This window comes from Sulfurospirillum sp. HTRB-L1, assembly GCF_059415125.1.
On the sequence record NZ_JCAHZR010000008.1, the window covers coordinates 105,632 to 125,331 of the forward strand.

Annotated in this window: 20 protein-coding genes; 12 read left to right on the forward strand and 8 right to left on the reverse strand. The window is 47.0% G+C overall.

Annotation, left to right across the window (positions count from 1 at the left end; all coding sequences use genetic code 11):
- Positions 1-26 precede the first annotated feature (26 nt).
- Complete coding sequence (locus AC5SLM_RS12455; RefSeq protein ID WP_495251289.1) at positions 27-788, forward strand: UDP-2,3-diacylglucosamine diphosphatase; 762 nt, start codon at positions 27-29, stop codon at positions 786-788.
- Positions 772-1,542, forward strand: a complete 771-nt coding sequence (locus tag AC5SLM_RS12460) for a patatin-like phospholipase family protein (RefSeq protein ID WP_495251290.1) — start codon at positions 772-774, stop codon at positions 1,540-1,542. The genes AC5SLM_RS12455 and AC5SLM_RS12460 overlap by 17 nt, the downstream gene beginning before the upstream one ends.
- Here AC5SLM_RS12460 and AC5SLM_RS12465 read toward each other — a convergent pair.
- From AC5SLM_RS12465 to AC5SLM_RS12500, 8 genes are read right to left on the reverse strand one after another with little or no spacing between them, the layout of a single operon-like run.
- Positions 1,501-2,073: a hypothetical protein gene (locus AC5SLM_RS12465; RefSeq protein ID WP_495251291.1), complete on the reverse strand. Its 573-nt coding sequence runs from the start codon at positions 2,071-2,073 to the stop codon at positions 1,501-1,503. The two genes, AC5SLM_RS12460 and AC5SLM_RS12465, sit on opposite strands and share 42 nt — an antisense overlap.
- Complete coding sequence (locus AC5SLM_RS12470) at positions 2,070-3,311, reverse strand: glucose-6-phosphate isomerase (RefSeq protein ID WP_495251292.1); 1,242 nt, start codon at positions 3,309-3,311, stop codon at positions 2,070-2,072. The genes AC5SLM_RS12465 and AC5SLM_RS12470 overlap by 4 nt, the downstream gene beginning before the upstream one ends.
- Before the next feature lie 9 nt (positions 3,312-3,320).
- Positions 3,321-4,151: a UTP--glucose-1-phosphate uridylyltransferase GalU gene (gene galU, locus AC5SLM_RS12475; RefSeq protein ID WP_495251293.1), complete on the reverse strand. Its 831-nt coding sequence runs from the start codon at positions 4,149-4,151 to the stop codon at positions 3,321-3,323.
- Positions 4,152-4,194: 43 nt separating this feature from the next.
- Entirely contained in the window at positions 4,195-5,895 is a 1,701-nt protein-coding gene (locus AC5SLM_RS12480; protein ID WP_495251294.1) for an alpha-amylase family glycosyl hydrolase, read from the reverse strand.
- On the reverse strand, positions 5,876-7,090 hold the full coding sequence (locus AC5SLM_RS12485; RefSeq protein ID WP_495251295.1) for a glycosyltransferase family protein: 1,215 nt from the start codon (positions 7,088-7,090) through the stop codon (positions 5,876-5,878). Before AC5SLM_RS12485 ends, AC5SLM_RS12480 begins: the two co-directional genes overlap by 20 nt.
- Before the next feature lie 3 nt (positions 7,091-7,093).
- The gene (locus AC5SLM_RS12490) at positions 7,094-8,341 is read right to left on the reverse strand and encodes a glycerate kinase type-2 family protein (RefSeq protein WP_495251296.1); all 1,248 of its coding nucleotides are present in this window, start codon (positions 8,339-8,341) and stop codon (positions 7,094-7,096) included.
- Complete coding sequence (locus AC5SLM_RS12495) at positions 8,332-9,129, reverse strand: HAD-IIB family hydrolase (RefSeq protein WP_495251297.1); 798 nt, start codon at positions 9,127-9,129, stop codon at positions 8,332-8,334. The genes AC5SLM_RS12490 and AC5SLM_RS12495 overlap by 10 nt, the downstream gene beginning before the upstream one ends.
- Before the next feature lie 36 nt (positions 9,130-9,165).
- A complete protein-coding gene (locus AC5SLM_RS12500) occupies positions 9,166-10,119 on the reverse strand; it encodes an A/G-specific adenine glycosylase (RefSeq protein ID WP_495251298.1) in 954 nt (317 codons plus the stop codon).
- Positions 10,120-10,214: 95 nt separating this feature from the next.
- Between AC5SLM_RS12500 and AC5SLM_RS12505 the strand changes: the two genes are divergently transcribed.
- The 10 genes from AC5SLM_RS12505 to cas1 all read left to right on the forward strand — a co-directional run bounded on the left by AC5SLM_RS12505 (position 10,215) and on the right by cas1 (position 19,587).
- Positions 10,215-10,892, forward strand: coding sequence for a CRISPR-associated endoribonuclease Cas6 (locus AC5SLM_RS12505; protein ID WP_495251299.1), 678 nt, complete (start codon positions 10,215-10,217; stop codon positions 10,890-10,892).
- Positions 10,893-11,019: 127 nt separating this feature from the next.
- The gene (locus AC5SLM_RS12510; RefSeq protein ID WP_495251300.1) at positions 11,020-11,760 is read left to right on the forward strand and encodes a hypothetical protein; all 741 of its coding nucleotides are present in this window, start codon (positions 11,020-11,022) and stop codon (positions 11,758-11,760) included.
- Complete coding sequence (locus tag AC5SLM_RS12515) at positions 11,757-13,271, forward strand: hypothetical protein (RefSeq protein WP_495251301.1); 1,515 nt, start codon at positions 11,757-11,759, stop codon at positions 13,269-13,271. The genes AC5SLM_RS12510 and AC5SLM_RS12515 overlap by 4 nt, the downstream gene beginning before the upstream one ends.
- A gap of 1 nt (position 13,272) precedes the next feature.
- On the forward strand, positions 13,273-13,689 hold the full coding sequence (locus AC5SLM_RS12520) for a hypothetical protein (protein WP_495251302.1): 417 nt from the start codon (positions 13,273-13,275) through the stop codon (positions 13,687-13,689).
- Positions 13,682-14,641, forward strand: coding sequence for a type I-B CRISPR-associated protein Cas7/Csh2 (gene cas7b, locus AC5SLM_RS12525; protein WP_495251303.1), 960 nt, complete (start codon positions 13,682-13,684; stop codon positions 14,639-14,641). The genes AC5SLM_RS12520 and cas7b overlap by 8 nt, the downstream gene beginning before the upstream one ends.
- A gap of 9 nt (positions 14,642-14,650) precedes the next feature.
- On the forward strand, positions 14,651-15,400 hold the full coding sequence (locus AC5SLM_RS12530; protein ID WP_495251304.1) for a CRISPR-associated protein Cas5: 750 nt from the start codon (positions 14,651-14,653) through the stop codon (positions 15,398-15,400).
- Positions 15,387-17,648: a CRISPR-associated helicase Cas3' gene (gene cas3 / locus AC5SLM_RS12535; RefSeq protein ID WP_495251305.1), complete on the forward strand. Its 2,262-nt coding sequence runs from the start codon at positions 15,387-15,389 to the stop codon at positions 17,646-17,648. The genes AC5SLM_RS12530 and cas3 overlap by 14 nt, the downstream gene beginning before the upstream one ends.
- 137 nt (positions 17,649-17,785) lie before the next feature.
- Positions 17,786-18,283, forward strand: a complete 498-nt coding sequence (locus AC5SLM_RS12540; RefSeq protein ID WP_495251306.1) for a CRISPR-associated protein Cas4 — start codon at positions 17,786-17,788, stop codon at positions 18,281-18,283.
- Positions 18,284-18,292: 9 nt separating this feature from the next.
- Positions 18,293-18,571, forward strand: a complete 279-nt coding sequence (gene cas2, locus AC5SLM_RS12545; RefSeq protein ID WP_495251307.1) for a CRISPR-associated endonuclease Cas2 — start codon at positions 18,293-18,295, stop codon at positions 18,569-18,571.
- A gap of 8 nt (positions 18,572-18,579) precedes the next feature.
- Entirely contained in the window at positions 18,580-19,587 is a 1,008-nt protein-coding gene (gene cas1, locus AC5SLM_RS12550; RefSeq protein ID WP_495251308.1) for a CRISPR-associated endonuclease Cas1, read from the forward strand.
- Positions 19,588-19,700 lie beyond the last annotated feature (113 nt).

Genomic DNA, 19,700 nt, shown 5'->3' on the forward strand with positions numbered 1-19,700 from the left:
ATGCAGTAATTGTTTGGTTATGAAATATGTGTACACTTAGATTCATGAAAACCTACCGTAGCATCTTTCTCTCAGACGTGCATCTAGGGACAAAATTTTCCAAAACAGCGGAGTTGTTGGCGTTTTTGCGCGACCACGAGAGCGACCATCTCTACCTTGTGGGGGACATCATCGATGGTTGGGCCATTAAGCGGCGCTTGCATTGGCCCCAGTCTCACTCGGACGTGATTCAAAAGATTTTACGCAAGTCCCGCAAGGGAACGGAAGTCTTTTTTATCTTGGGCAATCACGATGAGTTTTTACGCTCTTTTGCGCCATTGGTTTTAGGGGAGCGTTTGCACATCATCAAAGACACGCTGTATGAAGCCCTTAATGGCAAGTCCTATTATGTCACCCATGGGGATTTTTTCGATAGCATTACCTTAACGAAAAAATGGGTCGCGCATTTGGGCGACAAAGGCTACGAAATGCTCTTACATGTAAACAAAGCGCTCAATTATACGCGGCGAAAATGCGGGATGCGTAGCTACTGGTCCCTCTCAAAATACATCAAACAAAACGTCAAAAAATCGGTGAGTTTCATCACGGACTTTGAGACCATTTTGGCCGACCATGCCAAGCGTTACGGGTACGATGGGGTCATTTGCGGGCACATCCACAAGGCGGAGATTCGCATGATTGAAGGCGTTGAGTACCTCAACTGCGGCGATTGGGTGGAGAGTTGCACGGCGATTGTGGAGCACCATGATGGACGCTGGGAGGTGTTGGATTTTGGGAACTATACCTAAAGAGATTGGCCTGTGTCTCTCAGGCGGCGCGGCGCGCGGGGCCTACCATTTAGGAGTGTTAAAAGCCCTTGAGGAGCTTGGCATTGGCGTTAGGGCCATCAGCGGTAGCAGTATTGGCGCGGTGATTGGCGCGGGATACGCGTGTGGCAATGCGCCCCAAGAGATGGCGGCATTTTTCAAAAGCCGCGCCTTTAGAAAGAGCATCAAGTGGAATCTTTGGGGCGGGAGTGTGTGGAAAATCAACGTCAAAGACCCCATTTTTGAAACCCTGTTTCGTGGCCATACGCGCCTTGAAACCCTTCCTCTTCCTTTACATGTAAGCGTGTGTGACGTGCAATACGGGGAGGTGGTGTACGCCAAAGCGGGCAACTTGCACCACTTTTTAGAGGCCACATGTGCATTGGCTCCCTTTTTTCCTTTTCGGGCTATTGCGGGAAAGTGGTATGGGGATGGTGGGTTTATGGACAATCTGCCATTGCACCCACTCAAAGAGAGCGGCTTGCCCCTTTTGGCGGTAAACCTTCACCCTTGTGTGGTTCAAGAAAAACAAGGCGCCTTGTTGCGCCGTGCGTTGTTTTTGTGCTGGCATGCCAATGTGCGCACCCAAGAGAAGGAGGCCACGTGGCTCATAAGCTCACCCGCGCTTTCGCATTTCTCGCTCTTCTCTTTTTCTTCCATCGACACGCTGATGGAAATGGGTTACCGCGCGTGTTTAGAAACGTTCGAGGTATTTGCTTCTAGCGATGGCGTGTAGCCAAAAGGTGCGTCCGCTCCAGTCGGACTTGACGGCTTTTTGAAAGAGTGCTGGGGTGTGTGTTGAGGCGGCGGGCGAGGGCATGGGGGTTTGGTCCATGAGGCAGGCTTGAAAAGAAGCCACAAGGGCAGGGTCGCGTGAATAAGCCGTTAAAAATCCCTCATACAGCGCGCGCGTCACCAAATGCACCGGCTCCCCGTCGCGTCCAATGCCTTCGATGCCATCATGGTAACGGTCAAGGTCAAAGGTGCGGTAGGTTCGAAACTCAAACCCTGCGTTCATGATGCTCACGGGGCCCACGATAAACTCTAGTGCGCTATCAAGGCTAGCTTCTTCATACACCAACACTTCGCCCGTGTGTCCTAGGTAAAAGGTACGCGTCACATGTAAGGGCCCTGCGTGGCTTGTGGTGCCAAGCACACGAAGGGGGGCTAGGCATGAAGGAAAGGAGGTTGACGCGCTTGGAGAGGGCAAGTGCGCACATCCACTAAGTAGTAACACACCTATGACACCTCCCACCCACGTTTTCATCCTCTGGCTCCTAAGACATTTTTTAAGATACGTTTGCCCACTTCCACCCCGGGTTGGTCGTAGGTGTTGATACCAAGCATCAAGCCGCACGTCGAGGTAAGCAATTCGTAATAGTACATCAAATACCCTGTATGCCACGCATCAAGGGTGTCAAGTTCAATGAGGTCCGTGGTGATGCCCTCTTGGATGATGCTTTGCATAGTGGCGGCGCATTGGGCGTTGAGCAAACTTCCCATGCTAAGGCCTGCGGTGTAGTCCACCTTGTCTAAAAAGGGGAGCTTGATGCTAGGGATGGGATTGGGTTTATTGAAATTTTTGATTTTAATAAACGTGACCGTTTTATCTTTGGGCCCTTCCATGATGAGCTGTAAAAAGGAGTGTTGGTCCACAGAACCAATAAGGCCAATAGGCGTAAGGCCCATGCGCGCGTAGCCGTGTTTTTTGCCTAAAGATTCGGCCCAAAGTTGGGTGTACCACGCGTTGAATTCCCGAAAGGCATCGGCGTAGGAAAAAAGGACGTTGATGGAAGCTTGCTTGTGGATGGCGTAGCGGTAGGCTTTTTGCATGATGGCTTCGTCGCCTTGTTCCACGTAGGTTTCTTTGCACGCGTCCGCCCCTTCTAAAAGGGCTTTGGTGTCGTAACCACAGAGGGTGAGTGGCACAAGACCCACGGCGCTGAGTACCGAAAAGCGTCCGCCGACGTTTTGGGGGATGTGAAAGGCACTCAGCCCGTACTCTTTGGCAAAAGAATCAAGAGGAGAGTTTTCGTCGGTGATGACGCCAAAATGGTCAGCAAAGTGAAAACTCCCTGGCAAACAGCCTGTTTGGGCCATGACGACTTTGGCCAAAGAGAGGGTTTCGATGGTCGTGCCAGATTTGGAAACAATGAGAAAATAGGTCTCTTCAAGAAGGAGGGGTTTTAGGGTAGCTTCCACGCTCCACGGGTCGATGTTTTCGATGAAATGCAACGTCGGCGACCCCTCTTTTTTATGGGCAAAGAGCAAGGAAGCAACGGCCTTTGGCCCCAAGGATGACCCGCCAATCCCAATCACCACGATGTGCTTAAAATGCGGATGCATACGCCCAAAGGCGGCGGCTTTTTGGACGATTTGGCCCCCCTCTTTGGGAAGGTGATAATACCCCACCTTGCCCCCGTTAACTTCGGCATGAAGCCGTGAAACGTAGGCGTTGATGAGGTCGGGTTCGACGGTTTTAAAATGGAGCGTATTGGTTACCATGTGGCTCCTTTACTTGTTTTTTTGGGTGAGACTGTAGGCGTAGTTGGTGGCTTCGACGTACCCATCAATACTCCCGCAATCAAACCGTTTACCTTGGAATTTGTACGCCAAGACCATGCCTTTTTTGGCTTGGGTAAGAAGCGCGTCGGTGATTTGTACTTCCCCATTTTTGCCCGGGCTTGTGCCCTCAATGATGTCAAAAATATCAGGCGTGAGGATGTAGCGACCGATGATAGCAAGCTTGGAAGGGGCTGTACCAAGGGCAGGTTTTTCGACCATGTTAGAAACCATCAACAAGTTTTTTTCGATGACGTTGCCTTCGATGATGCCGTATTTGTCGGTCTCTTCCTCGGGCACTTCCATCACCGCAACGATGCAGCAGCGGTATTTTTCATACATGCGTACCATTTGGGACATGACACCCTCGCCCCCTTCGTTGATGCACAAGTCATCGGCCAAGACCACGCCAAAGGCTTCATCGCCAATGAGCGGTCGGCCTTTTAAGATGGCGTCTCCCAAGCCCTTCATTTCGTTTTGGCGGGCATAGGCAAAGGTGCAACGGTTCATGAGATCACGGGTTTCGTCCAACAAATGTTCCTTGTTGGTGCCTTTGATTTGGTGTTCGAGTTCGTAGCTGATGTCAAAATAATCTTCCAGCGCGCGCTTACCGCGCCCTGTGATGATAGCCATCGTGTCCATGCCAGCTTCTAGCGCTTCTTCGACGCCAAAATGGATGAGGGGTTTGGTGAGAATGGGAAGCATTTCTTTGGGGAGGGCCTTGGTGGCAGGCAAAAAACGTGTGCCATAACCTGCAGCAGGAAAAAGGCATTTTTGAATCATAAACTGTCCTTTGTTGATTTAGCGCATTCTAGCGCATTTTGGGTTAAGCGCGTTTAAGCCAAGCGATTTGGCTGGGGGCTAGGGTGCTGAGTGCGCCGTGGAGGATGCGGTTTTGTAAAAGCTCTTTGGCGTGGGAAAATTCAGGAGGCAATTCAAACTGCACAGCGTCTAGGCTAAGGTTGTGTAGCGCTAAAAGGGTTTCGTTGCCAAAATGGCGTTTGATAGCAAAAACTTGGGGGTGTAAGGGCATACATGTAAAGTCCCCAAAAGGGTGAAATGCTACCTCTTGACGTCGCAGCTGCAAGAGGGTTTGGTAGGTTTTAAAAACCTCGGATTCCTTGCTACTTTGGTTTTCTATGAGGCTTTGGAGGTGGTCGCGGTTAAATTTTTCGCGGTTGAGGGTACGCGCAATGCCCGTGTGCTTGAACCCATCGTGGTAATTTTCCACGCCAAATAACGAACTAAAGTAAACCCCTGGGATGCCAGGCATTGCTAGCATGATGGCTTGGGAGAGCAAAAACCGCTCAATGCGCGTTTTCATGGGAAGTTCGGGCGAGCAAAGGAGGTCAAAATAGGTGCAGTTCAGCTCATACGGCTCCTCTTTTCCTTCTTGTTCTCGGTAAGAAACTTCTCCGCCGTGGGCTTTACATGTAAGGAGGAGTTGGGTGATTTCTTCGTGGGTTAGAATCTCTTGCACAGGGCGCAAACCGATGCCATCATGGCTAGCTGTGAAGTTAAAAAAACAGACCTTATCGTTAGGGAGTTTTAATCCATGCGCCCAAAACTGCAAGGCGTGGGCATGTTGGGTTAAGATGGCGTGGGCGATGAGGGGCGGGAGGGCAAAGTTGTAGACCATTTGGGCTTCGTCTTCCCCGCTGCCAAAGTAAGAGATATTTTCGGTGTGGGGCACGTTGGTCTCGGTGATGATGCGTACGTGGGGGTCGACGCAGTGGATGGATTCGCGTAAAAATTGAATCACCTCGTGGGTTTGAGGCAAATGCACACAAGAGGTACCCAGTTGTTTCCACACAAAGGCGATGGCATCAAGGCGAATGAGGGTAGCTCCCTTTTCCACATAAAACAATAACGCATCTAAAACAGCCAAAAGCACCCGCCATGAGGCGAAATTTAAGTCCACTTGGTCGGCACTAAAGGTGGTCCAAATGTGGCGGGTTTTGCCGGCGTGGTCCACAAAGGGGGTGAGCAAGGGCGAGGTGCGCGGGCGTACTACGTGGCTAAGGTCTGTTTCAGGCGGCAAGGCGATGAAAAAATCCTTAAACTCTTCCGCATCCGCAAGGTAGCCTTGAAACCAAGAAGAGTGCCGTGAAATGTGGTTAATGACTCCATCGACCATCAAATGAAAATGCTCTTGCAGGGCGCTGATGTCTTCCCACGTTCCCATGCGCGGCGAGACGGCGGTGTAGTCGATGATGGAAAATCCATCATCAGAAGAGTAGGGAAAAAAGGGCAACAAATGCACTGCTTGAAACAAGGGCCGCAAGTGGGCATCCATAAAGCCTTTTAGGCTTGCTAAAGGGGCTTCATCTGGGGCGCTCACGCTATCGCCATAGCAAATCAAAATGCAATCACGGTGGCTGGGCGTGTGGGGGTGCGGCGTGATGCGTGCGCGGTAGTGTTCTATGCATTTTTTCCAAGCAAGAAGCGCGTGGGCGGAGTCTTCTTTGCCGTACAGCCGCAAAAGACGCGTGTGGATGGAGGCGAGGTTATTCTGCGTTGTCTGCATGCACGGCTTCTGCAAATTGCTCAGAAAAATCAGGCAAAACCGAGCGCACCGTAATCCAGGCTGAAAGCATGGGAATGCCCATGGGGTCTTTTAAAAAAACACGTGCCGCCTCTTTGAGGGAGTGTTCAAAGGCTTCCACTGCGCTAATCTCTTCTTCGCGCACGTAGGTGAGGCCGTTGAGTTTGGAGAGGGCGTTGTATTTTAAGATGGTATTGCGGGATTCGAGAAAATACGCCGCGATGATGGTTTGAAAGGTCGCCTCGGTAAAAACCATCCCTTTTTGGGCAAGGGTTCTAAAAATGACTTGAGCGATTTCATTGGCCATTTTGACAACGCCATCGCCGCTTTCTTTGGTGCCTAGGGCTTGGTGTTTGTGCTCATAGGTTTCCATGATTTCACTTTGGCAAATGCGCTTGGAGGAGGTGTTGTCAAAGACTTCGCTTAGCGTTGCCACTTCTAGCCCCCACGTGGGTGAGATGCGAATACCTCGCGCAAGGGAGCGGATGAAGGCAAATTCTCCCGAGAGGATGTAGCGAAAGCTTTTGAGGTATTCCAAATAATTGTGCGGGCCTAGGGTTTTTTCAATGGAAGCAAGAAAGGGTGTCAGAAAAAGCCGTGTGGCGCGCCCATGAAGGCGGTCTGTGACTCTGGCGTAGTAGCCTTTGTTGAACTCCAAATCCAGTGCGGGGTGGATGATGGGGTAAAAGAGTCTGGCGACCACTTCGCGGGAATAATTTACAATGTCGCAATCGTGCAACGCAAAGGCGTAATTGTCTTTGTCGGTCATGCCATAGCCTATCATGGTCCACACGTTACGCCCTTTTCCGGGGATGTCAAGGCCGTGAAACCCCTCGCGTTTAAGGGTTGCATAGAGGGCTTGAACGCGCGGGCCATCGTTCCACACCACATCCACAGGGACGCTCAGGTGTGCCATGCGCGCTTTCACATCGGCAAATTGCGCGGCATTGGCACAATCAAGCCCTAGGATGATTTTTTTCAAGTAGGTCACATGCCGCAACTCTTCCAAGATGGTTTCCATGGCCGGCGTGCTAAATTCGCTGTACAAGGCGGGCAACAAAAGAACCATACCATGGTACTTGGCGAAGTGGTTCAACTCTTCCTCGAGGGAGGCAAGGGAGCGACCTCCAAGTTTTTGCAAGGTGGTGATGGTGCCGTTTTGGTAAAAATCTGCCATTGTTTACTCCTTGAGGGCGATGAGAATGTCCATGACATTGGTGCCTGTGGGGCCGGTAATGAGGGCACTTTGGGTTTGTTCAAAGAACGCATAAGCGTTACATGTAAGGAGATGTGCGTGCATGTCTAGGCCACGTTGCTGGGCACGTGAGCGCACGCTATTGTCCCCAAAAGCACCCGCAGCAGGGCTGTTGCCATCCACTCCATCGGTACCGCCACTTAGCAAGGCGACGGGTGCGTCTGGGGTGAGGTGGGTTAAAAAGTAAAGCACCACCTGTTGGTTTCTACCCCCTTGTCCATCGCCTGTGAGGGTCACCGTAGGCTCACCCCCATAAAGCAAGCAGGTTTTAGAGGGGGCTGCGGTGATGTCCGCGTAAATGCGCGCGGCAACCTCTTGGGCTAATCCTTCAAGGCTTTCGCTTACGATGCGTGGCGTGTAGCCAAGGCTTAGGGCTTTGGCCGCCGCCGCTTCAAGGGCGAGGTGATTGGTGGCGATGAGGTGGTGGGGCGGCGTCGCGGTATGCTTTGGCGCCAAAGGTGTTGCAAGACACGCTTGCACGGATGAGGGCAAGGCGTTTAGGATGGCTTCGGGGAGTACGGGTACATCGGATTCGCACGCCATGAGCGGTGCGGAGCCGATGGTGCCTAGGTCATCGCCAATTACGTCAGAGATTACAAGTACGACCCCTTGGGCGGGACAACTCCCGCTAAGCCCTCCGCCTTTGATGCGCGAAAGGCGCTTACGCACCGCATTGATGATGGTGATGGGCAGGTTGTGAGAGAGTAAAACGTGGGTGGTTGCTTGCAAATCCTCCAAGCTTATGCCCTCATGCAACGCTTCAACCAACGCCGAACTGCCTCCGGAGAGAAGGTAAAGGTAAAAATCCTCTTCGCCCAAGGCACTCATGGCATCAAGCAAAGCTTGGCCAGAAGCGAGGCTGTGGGCATCGGGGATGGGATGGGTGCCTTTGTAGTGTTCTATGGGGCCGATGGGCTCCCCGCCGCTTGGTGAAACGATGAGTCCGCCGTGCAAGCGGGGGCCCAACACCCCATAAAGCGCTTGGGCCATGGTGTGGGCGGCCTTACCTGAACCAAAACAAAAGAGCCGCCCAGTGGGTTTTAGCGGGTAACGCCCGTCCTTTACATGTAAGGCATTATTTTCTAAAAAAAGGGTTTCAGGCAGGGTGTTGGCAGGCAAAATAGCATTTAAACTCGCCCCAAATATGGCGTGGGCGTCGTGGGCTAAAGGCATAAAACTTCCCTGAGTGCGCTTGTCCAACCCAAGGGGCCAGCGTGAGGCGCGTGCAAGGGGGTACAGTTTTCGCACAAAAAGGGTGCGCGCGAAGGGTTAGGGATGAGGATGGGGGTGTGGGCGACGCGCAGCATGGGGAGGTCGTTGGGGCTATCGCCTAGGGCGATGGTGCGCACTTCGTGGCCGTGGCGACGGTATAGGGCTGTGAGCAATTGCAAGGCCGCGCCTTTGTCTGCGCCATGGCCCAAACAGTGGAAAAAGCGCCCGCCTTCAATGATGGAGAGGCCATAAAGCCGTGCTTCTTCGCGTAAAACCGCCACCAAATCTGGCTCTTCCATCAAAAAAGGTTCGCTAAATTCGCGCGCTTTAGCAAGCCGCGCTTGTGTTTCATCTAGCCCTGTGTGGCGTGCGATAGCGGCGATGTCCATGGCGCTAAAGTCGCGAATGCCGTATTTGTTTGTGACGGTAGAAAGGTAGGCACAGATGAAAGGGTAGGGTTTGCCTAGCACAATGCAATGCCATCCGTCTTTGGCGGGGTAAGTGGGAAGGGTGAGCGCGTCATAGCCCTCGGGAACGTAGATGGCCGAGCCATTTTCGCAGATGAAAGGCGCGTGGAGGCCAAATTTTTCTTGCCACCAGAGCACTTCGGCTTTGGTTTTGCTGGTGGTGAGAATGAGGGGAATGCGCTGGGTTTGTAAGGTCAAAATCAGCGATAACGCGGGAGAAAAATCGTAGGTTTCATGGTCTAATAAGGTGCCGTCCATATCGGAAAAAATTAAGGTTTTCATGGGAAGATTGTACCACGAAAGGCCCTAAAAGGCTGATTAAAAACCTGCCAAAGTGAGAATTTTGCGCTCAAGGGAAGAGAGCGGCAAGGAGGCAAGGGCTTCCTTGGAAAACCATGTTATGCCTTCTGTGGGCGCCTTACATGTAAAGACGTCTAGGGTGAGTTTGAAGTGGCTGTAGGTGTGTGTCACGACGCCTAAGTGGTGGCCTTGCGGAGGGGTGTCAGACTGGGGAAAAGCCCACAATCCGTGCAAAAAACGCTCCGTGTGTTGGGTGAGTCCAAGGGTGTCGCCTTGGCGCAAAACAAGGGCGAAACGGTGGTGATGGGGGATGGTTTTTTTGGTTTTTGGCGCGGGAAAGCGCGTGGGCGCGTGGATGCCCTTACATGTAAAGGAAAGCGGACAGGTGGCGCAAGAAGGGTTTTTGGCGGTGCAGACCAGTGCGCCAAGGTCCATCAATGCTTGGTTGTAGTCAAATGGATTTTGGTGGTCAAGGAGTGCCCACGCGTGCTCCCAAAGTGTCTTGTCATTGGGGGTTTCAAGGGCATTTAGGCGGGCGAGGATGCGTTTGACATTGGCTTCTAGGATGGGAAAAGGCTGCCTGTAAGCAAAACATAAAATAGCATGGGCTGTGGTTTTACCGATGCCTGGCAAAGCTTGGAGTGCCTCGGAGGAGCTTGGCAAAACCCCTTTACATGTAAGAGCACAGGCGTGCAGGTTGCGCGCTCTAGTGTAATACCCAAGCCCCTGCCACTGCTCAAGAACGGCTTCAAGAGGTGCGTTTGCTAGGGAAGAGAGGCTAGGAAAACGCGCTAAAAACGGGTCGTAAAAACGCGCCAAAACGGTGGCCACTTGGGTTTGTTGGAGCATGGTTTCACTAAGGTAAATCTTGTAGGGATTGCGCGTATGGCGCCACGGCAAATCATGCCGCCCGTGGGTGGCGTACCATGCGTGCAAGGCGTGATGAAGGGCATGGGGAAGGGAAGATTTCATGGGTGGGATTGTAGCATGATTTGGGAAGTTTTCATTTTGAAATATTTAATATCTTTTTAGTCTAAAAGCGGTAAGCTTTGTTTCAAAGGAGTATTATGTTACGCATCCATTCTCGTATCCCTACCTCTAATCTTCCTGTGGCTAAGGCCCTTTCAAGACTCATCCAAAGTTATATTTACCACCATGTCCCCCCGCGTGAGCACGAAGGGTTAAAACATGCAAGTGGCAAAGTGTTTAAGCGGATGAATTTTGATTTTAGTTTGCGCCAAGGCGTGCTTGAGATTCGTTTTCGTGCGCATGAGCGAGCGTTGGAAGAAAAAGTAGCGCTAGCGGTTCTAAGAGAGGGGCTGAAGCTAGGTGAGATTCACCTTGTGGACACCAGTGTGGCAGTGGAGGAGCACCGCGTAGAGGCTCCAAAGGTGCAGTTAAAAGGGTGCGTTGCATGCGCAGTTCAGGGGCTTTTGGGGCATAAAATCTACCTCGAACCGCAAGATAGCAGACACTTAGAAATGCTAAAACGCAACGCGTTAGAGCGGTTTGAGGCTCTTACATGTAAGGCGTACGAGGGGCCGTTTGAGATGGCGTTAAAATGGCAGCAGCTGGACAAGCCGCGCCATTTTTACTACGGGAACAATCAAAGCCCCATCAAGGCTTGGCCCGCACGTTGGGAAATAGAAGCAACGCCTGAACTCATCAATGTGATGTTAGATACGGGTGTGGGGAGTGGGTGCATGAACGCTGGGGTCGGGTTTTTGGAAGTGGCGGGAAAGTGAGAAAATCAATGCCCCGGGCATCGTCACCGCATAAAGCGGGAGAGGCAATCCCTACTAAACTTCGGGTGAACCACGGGGCTTATCGAGCGTATTATAGCATGCAATAAAGGTAAAGTAAAGGATTTTTATGGGGCATCAAAATACTGCTAGCCAAATACAAAATGCCATCTCCCGCGAGAGACTATTGACATATCGTCAGGGGGATGATTGGCGCGTTGATGTAGGTGCATATTTATGGAATGCACTACTTGCGCAACAGTTTTATCTTTTATTGCAAAATTTAGAAGTTACACTTCGTAATCATATATACAATGCTTGCACTCAATCTTCAATACCACTTTTTTATCTTCACGAGACAGATGTGCGAAATCGTTATTTTTCTAAAAAAGAGTTTCATTCGAGCAAGTGTTGGAAAATGCTTTGCGGTGTAAATCACACGTTGACGCAGCAAGCTGGAAGGATCTCTGATGGAAAAATTGTTGCGGAATTAAATTTTGGCTTTTGGGTAGAATTAATGCTTGCGAATCATCCATCTTATCAACATATGTGGCGAAAGATTTTTCATGAAGTTTTTCCTCTTGCGCCAAACAGTCTTTTTGTTGATCAGGCAATTAAACAAGTGGGAACACATATCGATAATGTGCGGAAATTTCGCAATCGAATTTTTCATTATGAGCCTATTGTGAAATATGATTCACTGTTGATGCGTCAAAATATTCTTGAGGCTATAGGCTGGATGAGTTTTGAAATGGCAAAGATTAGTGAAGTGTTTGTTCCGCAAGATTTTATGAAGGGCGGACAGATGGAGGTCGTTGAAAAACTATCTTTTTTGTATAAGAAAACAGGTAACAAAAAGGAGCAAAAGTGAGCTTAGCGTATAAGCTGTATTGCATCGGTAGTGCATTGACAGAAAAAGACGTGTCGTCTATGGTGCGGTTACGCCATGAAAAAGATGCAAATTTTATTGTAATAGATTTTGATGAAAAATTTCAATACGCGATAAGGCAACATGCTATTGCATCAGAACGATGTTTTTATACTCAAAAAACAGGTGGTTCTGGGGAGGGGATTTACTATCTCTATCCAAATATTTTCTTTGAAAAAGATACTCCGTGCAAGCATGAGAAAGGTAAATTCAAGGGAAAATATAAACTACTTGTCAATACGTTAAATAATGTCTCAACTTATGTCAGCGAAAAACATGCTCAAATGCTTCAAAATATGGCTTTAGCATTTGACGATGAAGGGCTTCTTGAAAAACTTTCTTTTTTTGAAAAAGCCGATTACTTTATGATTGTTACCTATCAAGGCAAGACGATTTATGAGCTAATGCCAGAGATTTGGGAATATTATTATCACAATCCTTGCACACCTCATAATATTCTCGAAGTGGGGCTGGATGCCATGACGGGCAAGGAGTGCGGGCAGATTGGTTTTAACCCTAATATCAAAATTTTTACGATGGATAACTATCACGATAGCTTAAAGCATCGCATGCCTAAGCATTTACCTCTTTCCCAAGAAAGTGCGAAGGCTATTCGATTTGGATGGCAATTTGTTTATGAAAATTTACTCTACCGCTACAATGGGTTGCAGTATATTATTATCCCCTCTTTAGTGATTGAGAGTAGAGAAGAACTACGTAATGTATTAATGCTTCTTAAGGAAAGCAAAGAAAATGAGCGTAAAAAAATTGATGTGCTTAAAGAGGCGGAAGATAAAATTAAAAAAACACTAGAAGGGCTTAAGAAACAAAAAAATAAGAAGCCTGTTAAGTCTTTATTCTCGGCGGATAGGGAGAATGAGGAGCATAGACTTAAAGAGATTCAAGCGCAACTTAATACTGGGATGGTTGAGACATTTAATATAGAAACTAAGGCAATTCAGAAGCATGTAGCCTTGACGCTCGATATCTTTTTTATTACATTTAGTCCCACTGATAAATCATTTAGCATTCAAGGAAGCATCGAAGAAATTTTACCTAGCACTATAGCTGGGGTCAGTCGCGACATGGATGAGTCAAAAATCAGCGACAAGGTGGCGCTCAAAGGATTGGATCCTAGAGTGCTTTATTTGCAAGATTATTTTAATCGCGATGAATTAAGACTGACGCTTCAGTCGCATGATAGCAAGAAGAAACATATTAATACGGTTTATCAGGAGCGCATCAGGCTAGCCAAACTTTTGTTAGAGCCAATAGCAATTTCTTATGAGGCGTTGTATGAGTATTTCATGCATCATCGTGAGTATGATTATAAAGGAAAAAAACGGATTACAGACAAGGGAACAAAAGAGTGGATAGAGCATAGCGAGTGGTATGCTCTAAAGGAGCAAAAGGTATTAGACTTTTTGAAGCGTCATAACAAATTAAGGAGGTAGTATGGGATTTGAGTCATTTTTGTTGAAAAGAAAAAAAGAAGAAGAGGTGGCGTTTTTTTCAACAGCTATTATTGCCCGTGCGTATTATGTTGGAGCATATGCTAGAGCAGTTATTCAGAGTTCTTTTAAATCTGAAGTCAGCAAAGGAAATACAACGTTTAAGCAATGGTTGTCTAATCAATTAATTAATGCAAAAAACCTCGATCGAATTTTTGAAAAAGCATTTGAGTTTGAGCAAAAACTTAAGCTTAAAATTCGTGATGACTCCGCAGTGCGAAAGCTTGCTCACAGCACTCCTTATGGTGCGGTGCGCGGTGTTTCTAACGCTAAAATTAGTTATGCCTTCATTTGTGGGTTTGACGACTATAAAACATACCAAGATCAAAACGAAACAACCAAAGGAGTAAAAGATGAGTAATGCTGTGACTAATCAAGAGATTTTATTTTTATGGGATGCTAGCATGTGTAACCCTAATGGTGACATGGCAGCGGACAATGCACCGCGTTTTGATGAGGTGGATGAAAGGGCCATTGTTAGTGATGTTCGCATTAAGCGTACGATTCGCGATGACCTTCAGTATCGCAAAAATATGGGTGAGGAAATTTTTATTAATAATGAAGTGATTCTTGCTCACGATAACGAAGAGACTGTGACGGCAGAGCGAATGTTTGATTTGCTTAAGGCGCGCGAAGGGAATAAAGGCAAAGCAGAAAAAGAAGTTTTTTTAAGTTGCATCGATAATCGACTTTTTGGAGGAGTCGCGCCCAAGAGCGGACTACAGCTTGTAGGGGCGGTGCAATTTAGTTGGACCAAATCCCTTAATGAGACTGAAACAGTTCTTAAGGCCGGTACAGGTGCTTTTGCCACCAAGCCAAACAAGGAAGAGGATGATGTTAAGTTTAAAAAAACTTTTCGTGTAGACAACTACTTGCCCTACGCGCTTTTTGCTATGTACGGTACCGTTAATGCTAATAATGCCTTGCAGTGCCAAACTACGGAAGAAGATGTTGCGCATATGCTTAATTCACTTTGGTATGGTACAAAGTTTCTAAATACGCGTAGCAAAATGGGACAAAAACCACGCTTGCTAATTCGCATTAAATATAAAGAAGAGAGCAAATATTTTATTGGCTTGCTTGATGAGCTGCTTTCTTTAAAGACCGCTGAGAGCAAAATGGTGCGTAGTGCCGTAAAAGGTGATGCTGATATTGATTTTTCAAAGCTTATTCGTGCGATAAATCAGGCAGAGTCTTTTATTGATGAAGTGTTGGTAGTTTATGACGTAACCATGGAAGAATATCTTGACATTCTCAAAGAAATTAAGAATGTTCGGATTGTTGATGATGTGGCGTTTGCTACACAAAGCTAAGGCAAGGCAATGATTGTTTTTAGATTTTGGTCTCGCTTTGGGGCCTTTAAGGATCCTCTTGGGATTAGCCAGAACATTACCTTCTCACTGCCCCCCAAAACAGCTATTGGCGGTACAATGGGGGCTGTTTTGGGTAAAACCTCGGAAGAGATATTTTCTGATGAAGAGTATTTTGATTTTGGCTATTCGGTTGTTTTGCTGCAGCCCATTCGAAAGCAGAGTTTTGTGCAAAACTATATTAATGACTACACTAAAAGTGCTGCAACAAAACTAGATGAAATGCAAAAATTTCGAAATAAAAATGCAAAAAATACCTTACTTAAGTTGTATCAAGAGGGATTTAAAAAAGGAGCCAAGCCAACTTTTCGCGAACTTTTGATTAACCCAAGCTACCTTATTGCTGTTGATAATTTTAAGCACGAAGCGCAGTTGCGGGAACATATGGCGAATCACTACAGTGTTTTCCCTCTATATATGGGGAATAGCGAGTTTGCTGCCAATTTTTCCTTGCTTGAATGTAATGTTGAGATGCTTAGAAGTGATAGGGTGGATTCTTTTACAACGCAGATTGAATGCATTGATTTTCAGCCCAATCAGCACTATGGTTCTATGAAGCTAGCTTGTAGTAGCTATGGTGAACGTCAATATCGTGACTATCGCCACATTGTTGTGAGCAATAAGCCACTTAAGATGAAAAATGATGTTTCTGTTGTCAAGCTATCAACAGACCTAGGTGAGTTTTGGTGTGAATTTATCTGAAATATCAAGCGAATATTTTTCACATCCAGATTATGCTTATGTTCGTCACGTTGGCAATATCGTTGAAAGTTTTGAGGATGTTTACCATAAAACGTGCGCGCTCTTCCATGATCTTGGGAAATTAAGCAAGGAGTTTCAGTGTTATATTGACCCAAGTCATCCCGCGCGCATGAAAACAACCCATGCTATCGAAGGGGCGTATCTTTATTTCTTTACTGTAGATGCTATGGATGAACAGACGTTGGCAAATTTTTTAACTATTTTAAAGCACCATGCTAATTTGGAAGACTTTAAAAAGATGGTGAATGATTTATTTCATGGTGGATTTGCGCGTTTAGATGCTCAAAGGATTGAAACTATTAAATTGCGTAGTGGGCTATCTATGCTCGAAGATAATAAAGAAGATTTTTTAGATTCATTTTTTTCTTTTGAAGATTTTACGCCACTCATGAACATTCACACGTATTTTTTAGTCAAAGAACGTTTTTCGAGACTTGTTTTTGCAGATAAATATGAAGCAATTTTTAAAGAAGCCTACAGAAAAGAAGATGTTTTTAATCCATCTGAGGCGCTTAAAAAACTTGATGGTATTTTGGAAAAAATGAGCAAAGGCTCCAAAATTGACCGCGGAAGAGCACAGCGCGAAATTCTTGCAAATTATCAAGAGCACAAAGATAAATATATTTTTGTGCTTGAGGCACCTACGGGTATCGGTAAAACTTTTGCAGCACTTCAGTTGGCTCTAACGATTGCTTGCGAGAAAAATAAAAATAAAATCATTACAGCACTTCCTTTTACGTCGATTATTGAACAAACACATCGTGAATATGCAAAAGTGATTGATGGAAGGACTTTGCTCAAATATCACCATTTAACACCTCAAAAACCTCATGAAGTAAACGGTGAAGAAGAGCAAAAATTGCAAAAAAATGATTATCTTTCCTCTACATGGGCATTTGATGGTGTCGTTGTGACAACATTTAATCAGCTCTTTTATGCAATTTTTTCAAACAAAAACCGTGATTTGACAAAATTTTGGGTATTGCGGGATAGTATTGTGATTCTTGACGAGGTGCAAGCGATTCCTAGATTTTTGCTAAAAGACATCACTAAAATCTTTGTTTATCTCGCCAAGAACTTTAATATTCATTTTATTTTAATGTCAGCAACCATACCAGCTATTAAAGGCGTTTTGCGTGAAGAAGATTCTAGACTTTGGACGGACAAGCTGCTTAATCCAGAAGAATATTATAGTCAGAATAGGCGTTATAAAATCACATTAAACCATGCCATAGATAGCGAGGAAAAATTGGTTCGACGGGTTGTTCGATACGCCCCAAATCATTCGGTACTTTGCGTGGTCAATACGAAAAAATTTGCCAAATCTGTTTATGATGGCGTGAGGCTGGAGCTTGTTGCGCAAGGGTATTGCAAAGAAGATATTTATCTTCTCACGACACATCTTACCCCATTTCACCGCAAATGCATGATTCGTGAAATACGTAGAAAATTAAAATACAAAAAAATTGTATTGATTTCTACACAAATGGTTGAAGCAGGAGTTGATGTAGATTTTGATTTAGGCTTTCGGGAGTTCGCCCCTTTTGGTAGTATAATCCAAACAGCAGGGCGCATCAATCGAGAAAATTTAAAGGGGCTATGCCGCTTATTTGTTTTTGATATTCCGGGTAGAAAGTCTCCTTACCACGACAAGGATATGTTGAGAGAGGAAGTGAAGCAATGTATTTTAAACAAACCATTGCTTGAAGTGGATATTTTAGAACACATTCGAATTTATTTTGATATTGCCTCAGAACGCACGGGAGAGTCGGGGCTGTTCAGGCGAATGGAATCTTTGGAATTTGAGAGTGCATTTGAAATCTTTAATGAGCATTTTATGAAAAAGATACCCAACCTTTCTCCTGTATTTATTGAGGTGCGTAAGGGGTTGTGGGAAGAATACCGCACGCGCAAAGAAAGGCTTTTGCAAAGCTATCAAGAGGCTGATTTTCTTGAAGAGAAACTTACCATAAAACTTCAACTTAAGCAGATTGAAAAAAAGATATCGCGTTTTATTATTGATGTGAGGGACAGTGAAGCAAGCCAATTGCCACTTTTTATGGACTCAAAGCGCTATCTTGATTTTACTGAACTGAAAGTGTGTGAATTTTATAAAATCAAAGAATCAGGACAATACCATGCAAGAGAAGGGTGGAATGGGGAGTATTGGGATTATGGCTTTGAATAAAACAGTTCATAAATCCATATTGCTCAAAGCAAAGCGCAAAAAAAGATTACGTGCCTTGGAGAAATTGAGCGGTATAGTAGCGGGTTTATTGGGCGTTTGCGACAAAAAGACACTCAAAACATCGCGCTTGGAACGCCATGTTTACCCCTGAGCTTATCACGGGGACGCTAGTGAATTATTATGCGACGTGCGTGCGTGAGGCGTGGTTGTATGGGCATCATATTCACGCTGATCAAGAGGATGAGAATGTGCTCATGGGGAAGACCTTGGCGGAGCTTAAGGAGGCGCGTTTGCAGGAGTTTCCTTTTGCCCATTTGCATTTTGACAAACTCTCCAAAGAGCGGGGGCATTATTGCATCACCGAGTACAAAAAAACCCTCAAAAACCCCGCTGCGGCCAAGGCGCAACTGCTCTTTTACATGTATGTGCTCAAAACTGGCCTAAAGCTCAAAAAAGTTCAAGGTAAGGTTGTGTGCAAAAAGCAGACGCTTTTGGTTGAAGATACGCCCGAAACTATGGCTCACATGGCCCGCACTCTAGAGGCTATCGCTGCGCTCATCAACGCGCCCACGCCACCGCCACCTGTGCGTCAGAATGTGTGCGGTAAGTGTGCGTATCGGACTTATTGTTGGTAAGGAGGGGGCATGTATGTGATTTTGTTTTATGACATTCAAAACCGTGAGCTTAAGGACAAAGACAATAGCCGTCGCATCCGCAAGGCGGTGGAAAAGTACTTGCCGCGCGTGCAGTATTCGGTGTACGAGGGGGAACTTCGGCCTAGCGAGTTTAAGGCGTTGGAGGGGCAACTCAAAAAGGCGTGCGAGGATGAGCTTGATTCGATTGTCATCTACGTGCTCGAATCCCAGCGCTACACTAAGCGCTTGGTCATCGGCCAAGACAAAAACAGGCCGCTATTTAGCTAGGAGGCGCGATGCAAAAGCAAGACCGAAGCCATTTTATCTTAAATCCTGGGCGGTTGCGTCGGCAGGATAACAACCTCTATTTTGACCGTTACGACGAGGATGGCGCAGTGGTGGGGACGAAAATCTTGCCCATCAATGGCATAGACGAGCTCTATGTGCTAGGCAAAGTGGATGTGGATTCGTACACGTTGGCGTTTTTGGCGCAACACAATGTCCTTGTGCACGTGTTTAGTCCGTATCAGAGTTTTCGGGGTAATTTTTTCCCTAGTTCATCGAACTCCGTGAATAAAAGCGGTTTTGTGTTGCTTCAACAAGTGCGCACGTTTGACACGCCCATCAAGCGGCTCTACATTGCGCGGGAGATTACGCGGGCGCACTTTTTGAATGCTGCACACAATTGCCAGCGTTATGAGACGGGTTTTGAGGCGGGGGCGCATGTGGAGGCGTTGGAAAAAGCACAGGATTTGGGCGGAGTGTTGGCTGCGGAGGGGGCGTTTCAAAAGGCGTACTATGAGCAGTGGAACCGCATCATCACTGACGGGCGGAGTTTTAAATTTACCGTGCGCTCCAAGCGGCCGCCTGCGGACAAGCTCAACAGTTTTATCTCCTACATGAACACGCGGATTTACAATGTGTGTCTCAGCGAGATTTACAAGACCGAGTTGGACCCGCGCATCGGGTTTTTGCACGAGCCAAACTATCGGAGCTTGAGCTTGCACTTGGACGTGGCGGAGGTGTTTAAGCCGCTACTTGGCGACCCGATACTGTTTGCCATGCTCAACAAGCGCGAGATTACGGCGCGAGATTTCAAAACCGACGCGGGGCGGATTCGTTTTAGTAACGAAGCGGTGCAAAAAATTGAGATGCGCATCATCGGGAAGATGACGGAGCAAGTGCGCATCGGCGAACAATACCTCACGTGGCGGCAAGTCATCCGACGCGAGGTGAATCGCCTCAAGCGGTGCATCTGTGAAGACGCGCCCTATGAGGGCTTGACGCGAGAAGCACTTGGATAAAGCGGAGTTTAAGTTTAACAAAAGCCCGAAGTTTTGGGAAGCTGAACGTTTCGTTGGCGAAATTTTAGGGGTTCTTCAGGTGAAAAAAAGTAGAGTAAAGCACGTAAAACGCC